Below are 15,952 nucleotides of genomic sequence, written 5' to 3' on the forward strand. Positions count from 1 at the left end.
GATTTCATTTTTACAAACTTTGCCTTTTAAAATATAAAATACCATTATCTATTGAGAATTCCCTTATATATTTATCCGCTATTCCTCACTGTATTTTTCACGAGTACTTTAATCAACGCTCAGCAAAATGATGTTTCGCAAGTGTTTTACCTCACCGGAAACACAGGTGTTGATGACAGTCAGTATTCCACCGAAATTTTAGAAGCTATTTCAAACATGTCTCAGAACGATGCCAAAGCGACCTTTTTAGCGCTGGGGAATATTACGAAAAAGGGCTTTCCAGAGAACAAAAAAAAGCGGGAGAAGGTTAAGGGGCATCTTAGGAAAACCTTACTGGATCCGTTGAAAAAATTCAATGGGAATATCATTTTTATTCCGGGCACCAACGAATGGAATAAAGACGGACATAATGCGCTTGACGATATGGAGTCCTTTATTCAAGATAACAGCAAGGCAGAATTCTGGCCAAATGATGGCTGTGTGCGTGAAATAGAGGATTTAGATACTGATAATGTAGAACTTTTAATGATCGACTCCCAATGGTTTTTAGAGGATTGGGATGATCATATCTATATTAATAATGATTGTGCTATAAAAACACGTAAAGATTTCTTCATTAAGTTTAAGGACGATCTTAAAGACGAGCAGAACAAAACCCTGATCGTGGCGTTACATCACCCGATATTGAGCGAATCAAAACGTAACTTTTTGGAAACCATTGGAGGAACTCAAAAGGAGGATTTCTTCAGTGCGGAACGTAGTAAATTCCGTAATCAATTGGAGTCGTTGGCCGAGCAATTTCCTGATGTGATTTTTGTTTCAGGAAGTGATAAGAACATGCAGTATATAAATGATGATGGTATACCGCAAATCATCAGTGGTGCTGCAACAGGAAAATTAAAGAGCGCAAAAAATTCCGATGGTGATGAAATACTTTTCACCAAAGCTACCCATGGTTTCGCCAGATTAACGGTTTATGAAGATAATAGCTCACGTGTTGAATTCTTTTCTACGGAAGATGGTACCACCCAAAAGTTGTTCGAGAAAGCTATCCACCGTCAGCAAACAACTATTGATGAAGTAAATCTTCATAAAGATTTTAATTACGGAGATACTTTTAAAGCGTCTATTTATACAAAGAAAGAAACGGATAAAAGTGGTTTCTACCGTTGGTTTTTTGGAGACCATTATCGTCAAGTGTATAGTAAAGAGGTTGAAGTGCCGGTCCTGAATCTAAATGAATTATCGGGAAATATTCACGCCATCTCTGAGGGGGGTGGCAGTCAGTCACGCTCCTTACGCCTAATTGATGACAATGAACATGAATATACCGCTCGTGAAGTGCGCAAAAGTGCTACCCGTTTTATTCAATCGAGCATTGCAAATTATTATGTGGAAGATTATATAGAGGATACCGTGGTAGAAGATATGGTGCAGGACTTTTATACCACTGCACACCCTTATGCCAATTTTGCATTGAATCCTATCTTTGACAGCCTTAATATTCTTAATGCCGAACCTAAGTTGTACTACCTGCCCAAACAGGAACGAATCGGAATTTTTAATGAAGATTATGGTGATAAATTATATATGCTAGAAACACATGCGGGAGACGAAAACAAAGATCTGGAATTGTTCGGGAAACCAGATGACATTATCAGCACTAGCGACCTGATCGATAAACTGCAAGAGTCAAAGAAAGATTATGTAGATGAAGACCTGTACCTTAAAGAGCGTCTTATGGACCTTCTTATTGGTGACTGGGACCGTCATTTTGATCAATGGCGTTGGGGAGCTCATGAGCAGACAGATGGGACTACGCGGTATGAGGTGATACGCCGTGATCGAGATCAGGCTTTCCCTAAATATGATGGAGTTTTTGTTAAACTTCTTAAAGCGGGAGCCATTCTTCTTCGGAAAATGCAGACCTATGAAGAGGAAGTGAGTAGTATAAAATGGCTGACGCTTTCTGCTTATCCGTTGGATCAAGCGGTCATCAAAAATTCAGATTGGGAAGCCTGGCAGAAACAGGTGCATTTCATTCAAAGAACATTGACCGATGAAACCATTGATGCCGCTTTTAAAACCTTGCCAGAATCAGTTCAGGACAAAAGTGTAGCGAACATTATAAAAACACTGAAAGCAAGACGCGAAAACTTGGGTGAAATCGCTAAGGAATATTATGATTTTTTAAATAGACATCAGATTATTTTGGGAACGGAAGAAGATGATAAATTCCTGATTACCCGTAAACCTAATGGGGTCACTACTATTAAAATTAATGCTGAAGATAGCTTGGTGTACGACCATACCTTTAAAAAGGACCTCACTAAAGAAATTTGGATGTATGGGTTGAACGGCGAAGACGAATTCGTAGTGGAAGGGGACGGAAATCATCTTATTGATCTCAAAATTCTAGGTGGCGAGGATAATGACATTTACGATTTTGAAAACAAACAAAAAGCAAAGGTTTTCGATTATAAGAGCAAAGAAAACACCTTCGAACAAAAAAACATCCATAAATGGCTAGTAGATAGTTATGATATTAATAATTATGATGCGGATAAACGTAAACTTCACGCCAATACCATTTTACCAAGTATCGGGTATGATCCAGACGCTGGTTTCAAAGCAGGTTTTCGCGATACCTATACGATAAAGGGATTAGCGAACAATCCTTTTTCATCAAAGCACATGGTAACTGCCCAATTTTATTCGGCCACAAGCGGAATTGAAGTGAATTATACCGGTGAGTTTGCACACGTTTTTTATAATTGGAATTTTAAACTGGATGCAGGGTTCACGAGTCCCAATTATGTAATCAATTACTTTGGTACGGGTAATGGAACTATCTATGATGACGATGCGGTAGATAGGGATTTTAACCGTGTTAAAATTCAACAATGGAAGGTTAGGCCTTCGTTGATGTATCGTAACGACGGACTTCAATTTGAGGTAGGTCCTTCTTTAGAGTCCATTAGTGTTGAATACGATGAAAGTGACGTTACCGCTAATCTTTTCACCCAAGACAATGATGTATTCAATAATCAGCACTATGTGGGCGGCGAAGCTAATTTTCAATACAAGAATAAAGACCCGCTAATTGCCTACCCAAGAAGAGGCTATCAGGTTGACCTTACGGCAGGTTATAAAACCAATATCGACAAAACCTTTAATAATAGTTTTAGTTACCTGAAGCCAACACTCTCTATTGATTATCCTTTACACCCGAGTGGCATCGTTGTTTTAGCGATGAAATTGGGTGCTCATATGAATTTTGGGGGAGATTACGAGTTTTACCACGGTGCTATAGTTGGTGGAAACAATAGTTTACGTGGGTTTCGTAATGAGCGTTTTAATGGAAACACTGCATTTTACCACAGTACTGATTTACGTATTGGCCTTGCAAAATTCAGAACCAGTTTTGTTCCGATTCGTATGGGAATTACCACAGGTTTTGATTACGGTAGGGTCTGGGCTGAAGGTGATGAATCGCAAAAATGGCATAATAATTTTGGAGGTTCGATTTTTATCAACGGTTTTAATGCCTTGACCGCGAATGCGGGCTATTATGTGAGTAAAGAAACCAACCGAATTATATTTACTGTAGGGTTCGCGTTCTAAATCATTGTCTTTGTAAATCCTTTTTAAGGGGCAGGTGAAATTGATTTTAAGGTAGTAGATCCTAATTTAAAATTTAGGTTGATAAAATACCATTGGTAAAAGTTCTTGTGGCCTTTGTTAAATTAGAATTTTCTAATTCTAATTTTAGAAGTCACGTGAAAAAAATTAGCACGAGACAAAATCATCAAGTGCTTCATGAAACCGGATAACGACAAAGAAGAGGGCATATTTCCCCCTCAGACAGGTATTACAATAACAACCTAAGGTTAAAGTAGAACGAAAGTGGTTGCTATGAAATGTTATCACCATTGGTTAGGCGAAAAATCAAAAATATTGAGCGTTTGTATGCTCAATGAACTACGCTCAAAAAATACGAAGGCCTTCCGATAAAAAACTTATAGGGCGAAGTACCCGTAACTAACCTAGGAGAGGGCTTTGCAGCATCTAGAAGAAGAAATAGTCTTATAGAATAAATGGAAGCAGCTACTAAAAATTTAGTGCTTTTATTCTATAAAAAAAATTAAGTTCCTAATACTTTTGTCTATGCATTTGTTGTTAGTTTGGTGTACAAATTTAAATGATGTCATCAGAATCGCTAAGTGAGGTTCATGCCTCGGTAAGGACGGATAAAAAAGGTTGGCGTAAGATTGCCGCTTTTTTAGGACCTGCCTATTTGGTCAGTGTCGGGTATATGGATCCCGGTAATTGGGCTACCGATATCGCAGGTGGTTCACAGTTTGGCTATAAATTGATTTGGGTGTTGCTTATGTCGAATCTTATAGCCCTTTTATTGCAATCTTTGAGTGCACGTTTGGGGATCGTACAAGGTCTTGATCTTGCCCAAGCCTCCAAAAATGCCTATCCCAAATGGGCCAATATTCCCCTGTACATCATTGCCGAATTGGCGATTGCCGCCTGTGACCTGGCCGAAATCGTTGGTATGGCCATTGGTCTTAACCTTCTTTTTGGATTGCCTATGATATGGGGAGTCGGTTTAACAGCTCTCGATACCCTATTATTGCTCTATCTCTTCAAAAGAGGCATGCGGTTCATGGAAATTTTCATTGTCAGCCTCGTTTTTATAATCGGAATATCATTTGTAATAGAGATGTTCATTACAGGACCTGTTTATGGAGATGTAATGAAAGGTTTTATCCCTTCTGAATTAAATGAGGATTCCCTTTACATTGCCATAGGTATCATTGGTGCTACCGTAATGCCACATAATCTATACCTACACTCCTCTTTGGTACAGACACGAAAAATTGACCGTTCTTTTAAAGGAATAAAAAAGGCCATTAAATATAATTTTATCGATACTACGATTGCCCTTAATTTGGCCTTTTTTGTGAACGCCGCCATATTAGTCCTTGCCGGTGCGGCCTTTTATATGAATGGCTATTATAATGTCGCCGAGATCCAAGATGCTTCAAAACTACTTGAAAATCTTTTTGGCGGTATTGCACCTGCTTTTTTCGCCATAGCTTTGATCGCTGCAGGACAAAGTTCCACGATTACGGGTACACTTGCGGGACAGATTGTGATGGAAGGACATTTGAACCTAAGGATCCAGCCTTGGTTACGTCGTTTAATCACAAGGCTCTTGGCTATTGTACCTGCTATGTTCACCATCTTATATTTTGGGGAAGATGCTTTAGGAAGTCTTTTGGTATTAAGTCAGGTCGTTCTTAGTCTTCAATTGGGTTTTGCGGTAATTCCATTAATCCATTTTAATTCAGATAAGAAATTGATGAAAGAATTCACCATAAAACCATGGGTTAAAATCATCGCATGGGGCAGTGCCGCAATCATTGTTTACCTTAATATCAGTTTAGTGATCGGGGAGATTACGGGATGGGTACAAACCGCCTCGGCATCGAATTTAGTTGTCATTTATACGGTTGTAATTCCGATTGCTTTGGGTTGCCTCATTCTGTTAGGCTATATTTTTATTTATCCGTTTCTCAAAGCTATACCAAAGTCACGCCGTCAATTACCGCATGGCGAAGCAGGAAAGTTTATGGAAGGGACTTTAATAACCTATAAGCACATTGGTATTACCATTGATTTTTCTGGAAACGATGAACGCATTATTCAAAATGCGCTTTCACAGGGAGGAAAATCGAGCACCTATACATTTATACATATTGTGGAGAGTGCCGCAGCGCGTTACCTCGGAAAAAGTTCTATGGACCATGAAACGAAAAGAGATATCGAAGGTCTAGAAAAGTATGAACAAAGACTTGAACAATTGGGCTATACGGCCAATCATAAAATTGGGTTTGGCAATGCACCGTTGGAAATTGCAAAAATAGTAATTGCTGAAGAAATCGATTTTTTAGTCATGGGAGCACATGGTCATAAAGGCATAAAAGATGTAATCTTCGGAACCACTTTAGATGTCGTTCGGCATAAAATCAATATTCCCATTTTGATTATCAACTCGTAAGGTGACAATTTTTAATTTCATGAAATTTCAAAACAATCTAAAAATGCTTAATAGCGCCACCTACTTTTAATTGATATACGGCTTTAAGCAACTTTTTTTATTTTCATGTTATATGAAGCCTAATTGTTTCATTACGGTTACTCTGTCAAAAACTTGGGTATGCCCGTTTATGAGATTGTCCTTAAAATGATAAATGGTCATTCCTTTTGTATTGATGGATTTTTTAGTTGGCGAATATGCTCCTATCATTCCAAGATTTGTTCCCGTAAGAATCCACGTTATTGCGACGTGATTTTCTTCTGGAATAGCAGATGTTATTTCAAAATTCATGTCTGGGAATGAGTTGAATGAAAATTTCAACCGTTCTTTAAATTCGGAATGGTCTAAGGTTTTTCCTTCCCATGGATCACTTGTGTCAAGATGAATAGTATATTCTGAATGAACATAGTGCTCAACTTTATCAAAATCCTTTTTATTCCAGATTTCTTCCATAAATTCCCGTAGGAAAGATACTTTGTTCATGGTCTTATTTTTAGATTTCACCAAAGGTTTATGCATCCATTATTCAATTTTGTTCTTTCTTCTTCTCACTATTTTAACTATGCGATTATAGAGGATTTCAGCTAAATTCCAGTCATAGCCATCAAAGTTGGTGGTATTATTAAATTGGATTACCACAGTATCGATGTCTTCATGGTATTTTGCAAAACTTTGATAACCAGGAAGCAGACCCGTATGTTCGTACTCGTAAATGGAAGAATAGATTTCCTGTTCCCCTTCATTGAACACCGAACCATTGTTAAGTGCCCTCAAGAACATTCCCACATCTTCTGCCGTAGCTAGCATTAAACCTGTATCTTCTGTTTTAAGGTCTTCTTCAACACCAACATAATATCCACTCATAACACTGTCTATATTCACCTCACTAAGCGAACCGAAGGTATGGTGGAGTTCTAGGGGTGTTAAAATTTCTTTTTTGATATATTTTTGATGGGGATACCCTAGTGTTTTATCAATAAGGTCGGAAATCAACAGATAATTTGTGTTCGAATAACCGAAATCTTCATCCGGTTCAAAATCTGCTGGTAGATCCAATGCATATTCAAGTGTTTCTTGTTTATTTTTTGGTGGGTTTGTCCAATAATCAGGGTGTTCTACAAAATTAGGAATCCCACTTCTGTGCTGTACCATCATTCTTAAGGTGATTCTATCTGCGTTTTCAATTCGATCTGCAAGTTCAGGAACGTATTCTGCAAGAGTTGTACTCAACGATAAACGTTGTTCTTTCACTAATTTGGCGACGGACACCGCAATATATAATTTGGTAATGCTCGCAATCTTAAAAAGGGCTTGAGGATAGGCAGGTATTTTCTTTTTTCGGTCATGCCAGCCTGCCGCATACAGTTCTGGTGGCTTCCCTGCTTGGTCCACGTAAACGATCATGCCATCAAATCCGTGATCGATTCCTTCATTTAATTGTTCCTGAACGGTTTCAGGTAATGGTAATATCCAAGCCTTCACCAGTATCCAGGGTACAAAATATAAAGAGCTTATGCTCACAAGAATGAATAGTATTCTGAGTACTTGTTTTGTTTTTTTCATAGGGGGTAACTAGTTTACTTTGTTATTTGTTCACTAATTGGTTTGACGGGTTCTTTAATATTTTTGAATTTTAAGGGTTGGTTATAGTTCCATTTCAGTCCGAACAAAGGTCTTACAAAACCAATCCTTTTAATGATGAACTCAAAAATGAGGTAGCACGATAAACCGGTATAAGCTATAACACTTATTAATTTTAACGTCACCGGTATTGCTAAAGGTAGTATGAGCATAGCACCGGTATATAAGACAAACATATGTATAATATAAACGGGATAAGCAGCTTGGCTTAAATAGCTTAATGCCCCACTTGGTTTGTTCAAATATTTATAACCAAAACCGAACATCCCAAAAATCCAACAATTAGATTCAATGGCCATGAGATAGCCTGGTGCTTCAGTAGCGAATAGCTTGAGTCTTATTCCGAAAAGAATGATGGCAAAACTTGAGTACAACCATCTCCATTTCAAAACCGTCTGCCAAAATGTTTTTCCACTGTACACTAAAAGGAAACCGAAAAAGAAAGCAAGAAACCCATTGAAAAATCCATGCCAAGTCTGTGCATACAATGCAAACAATTGGGGGTTTACCAATAAAACCTCAATGACAAAAAATAGGGATATCAACAAGGGGCCAAAGGGATGGCTCATGATAGTGGATAAAACACTTCTGATTTTACCGTTCTTATGCTTCTTCATATAGATAAAAACCGGCAAAAGCAGCGCCACATAAACCATAATATTTCCTAAGAACCATAAATGGCCTTGATGTGGATAATACCCCAAAGGCATATGATAGTATTTCTGAAGAATGAACATATGCAATGGAGTAATCGCTACGATACCAAAAGCGAAGGGCAACAAAATTCGTTTACTCCGCTCTAGAAGTAATTGCTTAAAGTTGCGTGTTCTCATGGCGAAAAAGAGCCCCATTCCCGATACGAAGAACAAAAACGGAATTCGCCATACGTTTAGCATGGTCATGGGTTTCCATACTACCTCAAGCGCTTCTTCACTCTTTATAAAACCTATGAACATCGCCCATGGCTGGAAAATTATGGCGATATGATAGATTAGTAATAAACCAATGGCAATGACCCTTAGCCAATCGATATCATATCTTCTTTCTGTTTTCATTTGAATGGAGATTTAGCTAAATTATTGTAACATCATCGCAATAACCGGACGTGTTTTTTCGATTTCTGTTAAATCAATCTGTAAACCTAATGGTCCTAATTGTTGTTGTAGCATTTCATAGATGGGTTTTAGTTCTTCAAAAGGCCCCATAACCGTCTCGCGTGCAGTGGCGCCGAAATTATTTAGTGCCGTTTTATCGGCCTGCGCATCAATTAATGCTTGTACAATCTCTACACGACAAAAGAAAGAAGCTACATGCAACGCAGTAGAACCATCATTATTTTTGGCACTTAAATCTGCCCCTGCATTTATAAGCGCTTTGGCAATATCGATTTTGCCAAAACTCGCGGCAGTGATTAAAGGAGTAGAACCGCTCATGGCGTCTTTTTTGTTAAGATCAGTTCCTGCTTCAATATGCTGTTTAACAACCTCTCGATTATCTGATACTATTGCCGTTTGCATATCCATTTGTGGCACCTCAATAATGGTCTTTGATTCGACTTTGGTAGCGGCTTGATTTTTAAACTTGTGATTCGACTCAGCGCATGAAGCGGTGAATAGAATAAGAACAAACGAAATGTAGACTAGATTTTTTAAAGAAGTGATTTTTAGTTTTTGACTCATGGCTTTGTTATTTAATTCTAAAAGGTATTCGTGCATCTTAGATTTCATGATTTTGATTTTTAATTATTTAGTTTAAATTTTGCTTCTACAAAGATGGAATGAACTGTATGGCAAGGCTTATAAGCTATGCGGTAGATTGTATAAAGTTTTTCTTAGTCCATGAAAAATATGGCGCAGAAGTATCAAATATGACGCAAACAAGTATTTTATCAACAAATCGGCTAAGGGTGTTCTCGTAAGTATTTATATAATTCTCTACTTTCGTTAATAGCAACCAAAACCATGTCGAACACACCGAATATTGAACCGGAATTTATTAAGCTGGCGGAAGGAATCGTTTTGAAGAATCTTTCCAATGAACAATTCGGTGTTTCAGAACTGGCAGAGGTTATGGATATGAGCCGTTCAAGTCTGCTCCGAAAAATTAAAAAAAATACCTTTCTTTCTGCAAGTCAATTTATTCGACAAGTCCGTTTACAAAAAGGGATGGAGCTGCTAAGGCAAAATTCATTGACGGTTTCTGAAATCTCATATCAGGTAGGTTTTGGTAGTACTTCTTATTTTATTAAATGCTTTCGGGAACACTACGGCCTTTCACCTGGCGAGGTAGGGAAAGGGTCGTTGGAAGTAGAAATGGAACAGGAAGAAGTTAGACCCCATTTGTTAAAGCGAAATCTATGGTGGACGGTCGGGACGGTATTGTTGATACTACTAGCAGTAGTCTTTCTGTTTCTAAACAAATCAAATGTCACTTCAGAGGTTAAGCCTGAAAAATCCATAGCAGTTTTACCCTTCAAGAACGAAAGTAACGATTCGACCAACCTTTATTTTGTAAACGGGCTGATGGAATCTGCACTAGGCAACCTTCAAAAGATAGAAGACCTTCGCGTTATCAGTAGAACATCGGTTGAGAAATATAGGAATACAGAAAAGGGGATAACAGAAATTGCTGAAGAACTGAATGTAAATTACCTCGTGGAAGGAAGTGGACAACGGGTCGGTGATCAGGTTTTACTGAATGTTCAATTGATCGAGGCTACAAGTGATAAACGTATCTGGGGAGCACAATATAGCCATAAAGTTAGTGATGTATTCGCTTTACAAAATGAAGTTGCGCAAAAAATTGCAGCTGCCATTGAGGTTGTTGTAACACCTGCCGAATTGGAACAAATCGAGAAAAAACCCACTGACAATCTTATCGCCTATGATTACTACCTCAAAGCACTTTCATTCTTCTACAAAAGAACGATAGAAGGGTATAAAGAAGCCATTCCGTTATTTGAAGAAGCGATTGGAGAGGACCCAAAATTTGCACTGGCCTATGCCAATATTTCAATATCGTATTATTATTTGGACATGCTTCAAAACCAGAAACAATACAAGGAGCAAATAAATAATTATGCCGACAAGGCACTGCTATATGATCCCAAATCAGACATAAGTCTAATTGCAAAGGCTTTATATTATATATATGACGAGGAATATCGCTTGGCACTTCCCCATTTAGAAAAGGCCCTGGAGTACAATCCGAATTCATCTGCAGTAGTCAAAGTATTGGCCCTTTTATACGCCAATAACATTCCTGATACGGCAAAGCACCTTAAATATGCACTATTGGGTGTGCAGTTAGATATAGCCGCCGATGATTCTATTGCCAAAAGTTATACCTACTTGAACCTAAGCCATGCACTTATTCAAACTGGTTTTGTTGAAGAAGCTTTAACCGCTATAAATAAGTCTTTGGACTATGCCCCGGATAATTATTATGCCCCCTATTTGAAGGCAATGATTCTATTTGCTAAAAACGGCGATATTGAGCGCGCTACAAAGTTACTGGAGCAAAATTTGCAAAAGGATACTACCCGCCTGGACATATTACAAGAAGTTGCCAATTTTTATTATTACCAAGAGGACTATGATAATGCCTTTTTATACTTTAAAAAATTTGTCGATGCAAAAGAAAAATTAGAGATAGATAGTTACCCTCAGGAAGATATCAAGATCGGTTTCGTTTATGAAAAGATGGGTTTGAAAGCAAAAGCAGTAGACTTTTTTAAGGATTACGCAGATTATTGTGAAAAGGATGAATCTATCTATAAGAGCGCCAGTATGGCCTTGAAGTATGCACGAGAGGGTAAATATGACCAAGCAATCAAACAGCTCAATATTTTTGCATCTCAAGATAATTACCAATATTGGATTTTGTTATTTATGCGGATGGACCCAATTATGAAACCCTTAAAAAGATATCAAGATTTTGAGGAGGTCATGCAAAAAATAGAAGACAGGTTTTGGGAAAATCAGACCAAGCTAAGAAAATCGTTAGAGGAAAAAAGATTGATATAAGATTTTATTACAATTGTATATTATCTTAAACCACAGAGTAATCGATAAAATATTTAGTTTTATAACTACACTCAAGATTGTAAACCAACCAAGAAATTTCTTAAATCTCCATGAGCAAGGACAAATTTTATGTAGTGATCATTTTTTACTTATTGGGTGGTATTTGTTATTCCCAAGAGAAGCAAGATGCAAATACAGAACGTATTCAAACTAGATGGGCTAAGGAAGTTAGTGCTGAAAATGCCCTAACCGAATATCCACGCCCTCAAATGGTCAGAAAAGAATGGAAGAACTTAAATGGCTTATGGCAATATAACGTACAACAGGAGTCAAATATACCTACAGATTTCGATGGTCAGATCTTGGTGCCTTTTGCCATCGAATCACGGCTTTCTGGAGTTCAAAAAAGAATATCCAAAAATGAGATATTGTGGTATCGAAGGACTCTTGAAATCCCTTCTAATTGGAAAAATGATCGTGTGCTACTACACTTTGGTGCAATAGATTGGGAAGCTATTGTTTTTGTTAATGGAATAAAAATAGGGATGCATCAAGGTGGTTATGACCCTTTTACATTCGACATTACCCATGCACTAAACAGTTCTGGTCCACAGGAATTAATCGTTCGTGTTTGGGATCCCACTAGTGATGGAACCCAAGCAAGAGGTAAACAGGTGACCGAACCAAATGGCATTTGGTATACGCCGGTCTCTGGTATTTGGCAAACCGTGTGGATGGAACCCGTTCCAAAGAGTTTCATTCAATCGATTAGGATTACTCCCGACATAGATACCGATAAAGTAATGATAGCAGTTCAGGGAGATAGAAACCTTAGTAAAGATCATACCCTTGAATTCAACATCTATGAAGGTGTTGAAAAAGTTGCTTCAGGTAGGGGATTTTTTGGTAAAGTTGTTGAATTGAAGATTGAAAATCCAAAATTATGGTCGCCAAACAGTCCCTTTCTGTATGATATTGAAATTGCCCTATCAAAGGGCGGCAAGACAATGGACAAAGTCAAAAGCTATTTCGGAATGCGTAAAATCTCCATAAATAAAGACGCGAATGGCCATTCGCGTATATTGCTCAACAATGAAGTGTTATTTCATTACGGTACTTTAGATCAAGATTGGTGGCCTGATGGACTATATACAGCCCCAACCGATGAGGCCTTGAGGTATGATATTGAAGTGACCAAACAGTTAGGCTTCAATACGATAAGAAAGCATGTAAAGGTTGAGCCTGCCCGATGGTATTACCATTGCGATAAGATTGGCATGTTGGTTTGGCAAGATATGCCCAATGGCGATAAAAGTGCGGACTGGCGAGGACCTTCGGGATATGATGGAAGAGAAATGAATAGGTCTGCCCAATCGGCACATCAGTACTATCAAGAATGGAAGGCTATAATTGATGCTAATTACAACCATCCCTCAATTGTAATGTGGGTTCCCTTCAACGAAGCTTGGGGGCAGTTCAATACGGTGAATACTATCAACTGGACGATGGATTATGACCGCTCTCGTCTCGTTAATGGCCCCAGTGGTGGAAATTTTTTCCCAGCTGGGCATACTGTGGATGAGCATCGTTATCCTGGTCCAGGAATGCCAGAAGTCGCACTTCACGCTCCTGAAATTATGAAAGACCGGGTATTAATTCTTGGTGAATTCGGAGGATTGGGCTTACCTATGGAAGGTCATCTTTGGCAAAATAAAAATAATTGGGGGTATCGAACTTTGACCGGCAGGGAAGAACTATTGAAGTCATATAAAATGTTAATAGATGAGTTCCCACCTTTAATTAAAAAAGGCTTAGCCGCAGCTATTTATACGCAAACAACCGATGTAGAGGGAGAAATTAACGGACTTATAACCTATGATAGGGAAATCATAAAAATGGACACCGAAAAAATGCATGTAATTAATCAATCGCTCTATCGAATAGGTCTGGATTGATTTTCAAAATGTAGTTTGGGCTTACTACATTTGATTAGGCTATGAGAAAAAGCGTGTTTGTTGTTTGAATTAACTTTGAAAACGAAATGTATAACCAAAAATCGGCTGCAGGACTCTTCTCTAATTATCCACTTTTTGTTACAAGTCCAGTCCCAAGATAACAAGCAAACCAGACCATGCAAAAGGATGTATATGACATGCTTACTAATAGAATAATACATTCTGGATTTCAATAAATATTGCTCGAACATTACCCTTTTGCAGTGGGATCTGTACTACCAAACACGAGGAATAAGAGTGTTTGAGTATTAGAACTAAGAATTTCTTTAAGCTGTTTAAAAGCTTTAGAGATATGCCATTCTACTGTTTTTATCGATATATTAAGATGTTCTGAAATTTCTATGTTCGTAAGACCTTCTTTTTTATTCATTAAAAATATTTCCCTGCATTTGGGCGGTAATTTATCTATAACCTCGTAAACTTTGGATATTAATTTCTCCAAATTTTCCGGCTCTGTTTCAACATAGGCTTCCAGCGTCTCCAAATATTTCAATTCTAGCTTTGTAACGTTTTTATTTTTTCGATAAAGGTCAACGAATTCATTATATATAGATTTATATAGAAAACTTTTAATTGATAATTCTGGATTTATTTTTCTACGCTTGAACCAAAGTTTAGCGAATACATTTTGGACCAAATCCTCAGCATCAGAATGGTCATTGGTTAAGGTATAGGCATAAGCACAAAGCTTTTGGTAGTAGGTATCCATTAGGTATTCATAAGCATCTATCTGGCCTAGTTTAAGTCGTTCAGCTAAAATAAATCCTTTAGTATTTTCCATAATAGATTAGGTGTGTAATTTGTAAAATATTATGAAATATAAAAAAAAGATACCGAATACCAAGGGTAATGTGAATTTCTATCGTAATATATTAGAGTATCCTTAAAGTGTGATGAAACAAAAAATCAGATTGATTGTAAAATTCCTGGGGAGAGAGGCCAATTTATTCGAATTGGAGCGTCTTGGAATTCTTATCGAAAAGAGAAAGGGCAAGAAAGCTTTCAAGCAGTTGGTTAAAATCCACTATATACTTTCATTAACTATGAAGAAATACGATGTTGAAAAGGCAAAAGAAGTTTTTAAGCAAAGGGTTAGAAAAGATGCCAATAAAAGAAATTTAAGCTTTTTTGTTAAAGCAGGTTTAGCCGCTTCTATTTTATTTCTTTTTAGTATATCACTTTTTGATTTTATCGGGAAGGGTCAAACATCGGAAATCAATAAGGTTAAACATAACATTGAAACTGGAACCGACAGGGCAATATTGACATTGGAGAATGGCAATCAAATGGTTCTGGAAAAAGGCCAGGAATATGAATCGGAAATAGCGAAGGGTGATGGGAAATCTTTGAGCTACCAACAGGTATCGAAAGAAAATAATTTCCCTTACAATTACCTTACTATACCAAGAGGAGGACAGTTTAAACTTAAATTATCTGATGGAACTCTAATATGGTTAAACTCTGACACTAAATTAAAGTATCCTGTAAATTTTAAAAAAAATGGACCTAGGGAGATTGAATTACTTTATGGGGAGGTTTTTTTAAAAGTTTCTCCTAGCAGTGAGCATAATGGTTCCTCATTTAATCTGATATCGAGAGGTCAAATAGTTCAGGTCTTAGGTACTGAATTCAATGTTAGGTCCTATGCCGATGAGGCTCTCATAAAGACAACCCTTTTAGAAGGAAGTGTATCAATTGATGCGCAGGGCGTGAGTACTTTGTTAGAGCCAAATCAGCAATCAATTTATAATGACAAGCTAGAAGAAATTGAAGTTAAAAAAGTTGATGCCTCTCAAGAAATTGCATGGGTGAACGGTCTCTTCGCTTTCGATACTCAATCATTATCCGATATTATGAAGACTTTGGCAAGATGGTATAATGTTGAAGTTGTTTTTGAATCAGCAAGCTTAAAGGAATTTGTATTTACCGGTATTTTGGAAAGATCAAGCTCTATTGATGATGTCCTTAGTCATATTGAAGCTTCAAGTGAAGAAAAGCTAAAATTTATAATAGATGATAGAACCATTTTAATTCAAGCCTATGTGAAATAACAAAAAAAGAGGAAACGGCGCTACACTTCCAAATGAGATGCCGTTTTCCCCTAGAACTGATTAACTAAACGAAATGTCCAATTAAATCAAAAACCAAATTTATGAAAA

10 protein-coding genes are annotated in these 15,952 nt (G+C 37.5%); 5 read left to right on the forward strand and 5 right to left on the reverse strand.

The features are described 5' to 3' along the window. Positions 1–51 precede the first annotated feature (51 nt). Both ACNR9Q_RS10115 and ACNR9Q_RS10120 read left to right on the forward strand, forming a co-directional pair. Complete coding sequence (locus tag ACNR9Q_RS10115; RefSeq protein WP_419211097.1) at positions 52–3,624, forward strand: ShlB/FhaC/HecB family hemolysin secretion/activation protein; 3,573 nt, start codon at positions 52–54, stop codon at positions 3,622–3,624. A gap of 580 nt (positions 3,625–4,204) precedes the next feature. Then, on the forward strand, positions 4,205–6,073 hold the full coding sequence (locus ACNR9Q_RS10120; protein ID WP_419211098.1) for an Nramp family divalent metal transporter: 1,869 nt from the start codon (positions 4,205–4,207) through the stop codon (positions 6,071–6,073). A 108-nt stretch (positions 6,074–6,181) separates the two neighbouring features. Here ACNR9Q_RS10120 and ACNR9Q_RS10125 read toward each other — a convergent pair whose 3' ends face one another. The 4 genes from ACNR9Q_RS10125 to ACNR9Q_RS10140 are packed head-to-tail and all read right to left on the reverse strand — an operon-like array spanning position 6,182 to position 9,480. Beyond that, complete coding sequence (locus ACNR9Q_RS10125) at positions 6,182–6,595, reverse strand: ester cyclase (RefSeq protein WP_419211099.1); 414 nt, start codon at positions 6,593–6,595, stop codon at positions 6,182–6,184. Between the two features lie 39 nt (positions 6,596–6,634). Continuing rightward, positions 6,635–7,675 (reverse strand): serine hydrolase domain-containing protein, encoded by a 1,041-nt coding sequence (locus ACNR9Q_RS10130; protein WP_419211100.1) that lies wholly within the window; start codon positions 7,673–7,675, stop codon positions 6,635–6,637. 14 nt (positions 7,676–7,689) lie between these two features. Next, positions 7,690–8,808, reverse strand: coding sequence for an acyltransferase family protein (locus tag ACNR9Q_RS10135; protein WP_419211101.1), 1,119 nt, complete (start codon positions 8,806–8,808; stop codon positions 7,690–7,692). A 21-nt stretch (positions 8,809–8,829) separates the two neighbouring features. Continuing rightward, positions 8,830–9,480, reverse strand: a complete 651-nt coding sequence (locus ACNR9Q_RS10140; RefSeq protein WP_419211102.1) for an ankyrin repeat domain-containing protein — start codon at positions 9,478–9,480, stop codon at positions 8,830–8,832. Positions 9,481–9,714: 234 nt separating this feature from the next. Between ACNR9Q_RS10140 and ACNR9Q_RS10145 the strand changes: the two genes are divergently transcribed. Continuing rightward, a complete protein-coding gene (locus ACNR9Q_RS10145; RefSeq protein ID WP_419211103.1) occupies positions 9,715–11,778 on the forward strand; it encodes a helix-turn-helix domain-containing protein in 2,064 nt (687 codons plus the stop codon). A gap of 110 nt (positions 11,779–11,888) precedes the next feature. Then, entirely contained in the window at positions 11,889–13,733 is a 1,845-nt protein-coding gene (locus ACNR9Q_RS10150) for a glycoside hydrolase family 2 protein (protein WP_419211104.1), read from the forward strand. A gap of 250 nt (positions 13,734–13,983) precedes the next feature. Here the strand turns inward: ACNR9Q_RS10150 and ACNR9Q_RS10155 are convergent, their stop codons facing one another. Next, positions 13,984–14,574: an RNA polymerase sigma factor gene (locus tag ACNR9Q_RS10155; protein WP_419211105.1), complete on the reverse strand. Its 591-nt coding sequence runs from the start codon at positions 14,572–14,574 to the stop codon at positions 13,984–13,986. 112 nt (positions 14,575–14,686) lie between these two features. On the opposite strand from ACNR9Q_RS10155, the gene ACNR9Q_RS10160 reads away from it, so the two are divergent. After that, the gene (locus ACNR9Q_RS10160) at positions 14,687–15,844 is read left to right on the forward strand and encodes a FecR family protein (protein WP_419211106.1); all 1,158 of its coding nucleotides are present in this window, start codon (positions 14,687–14,689) and stop codon (positions 15,842–15,844) included. Positions 15,845–15,952: the final 108 nt, after the last annotated feature.

The sequence above is a fragment of the Maribacter sp. X9 genome (genome assembly GCF_048537565.1).
Classification (GTDB): Bacteria; Bacteroidota; Bacteroidia; order Flavobacteriales; family Flavobacteriaceae; genus Maribacter.

Bases quoted from the DNA above. Each gene is read 5' to 3' on its own strand.
- ACNR9Q_RS10150 (WP_419211104.1), top strand. From the start codon at position 11,889: ATGAGCAAGGACAAATTTTATGTAGTGATCATTTTTTACTTATTGGGT.
- ACNR9Q_RS10160 (WP_419211106.1), top strand. From the start codon at position 14,687: ATGAAACAAAAAATCAGATTGATTGTAAAATTCCTGGGGAGAGAGGCC.
- ACNR9Q_RS10140 (WP_419211102.1), bottom strand. From the start codon at position 9,480: ATGAAATCTAAGATGCACGAATACCTTTTAGAATTAAATAACAAAGCC.
- ACNR9Q_RS10135 (WP_419211101.1), bottom strand. From the start codon at position 8,808: ATGAAAACAGAAAGAAGATATGATATCGATTGGCTAAGGGTCATTGCC.
- ACNR9Q_RS10125 (WP_419211099.1), bottom strand. From the start codon at position 6,595: ATGAACAAAGTATCTTTCCTACGGGAATTTATGGAAGAAATCTGGAAT.
- ACNR9Q_RS10145 (WP_419211103.1), top strand. From the start codon at position 9,715: ATGTCGAACACACCGAATATTGAACCGGAATTTATTAAGCTGGCGGAA.
- ACNR9Q_RS10120 (WP_419211098.1), top strand. From the start codon at position 4,205: ATGTCATCAGAATCGCTAAGTGAGGTTCATGCCTCGGTAAGGACGGAT.
- ACNR9Q_RS10155 (WP_419211105.1), bottom strand. From the start codon at position 14,574: ATGGAAAATACTAAAGGATTTATTTTAGCTGAACGACTTAAACTAGGC.
- ACNR9Q_RS10130 (WP_419211100.1), bottom strand. From the start codon at position 7,675: ATGAAAAAAACAAAACAAGTACTCAGAATACTATTCATTCTTGTGAGC.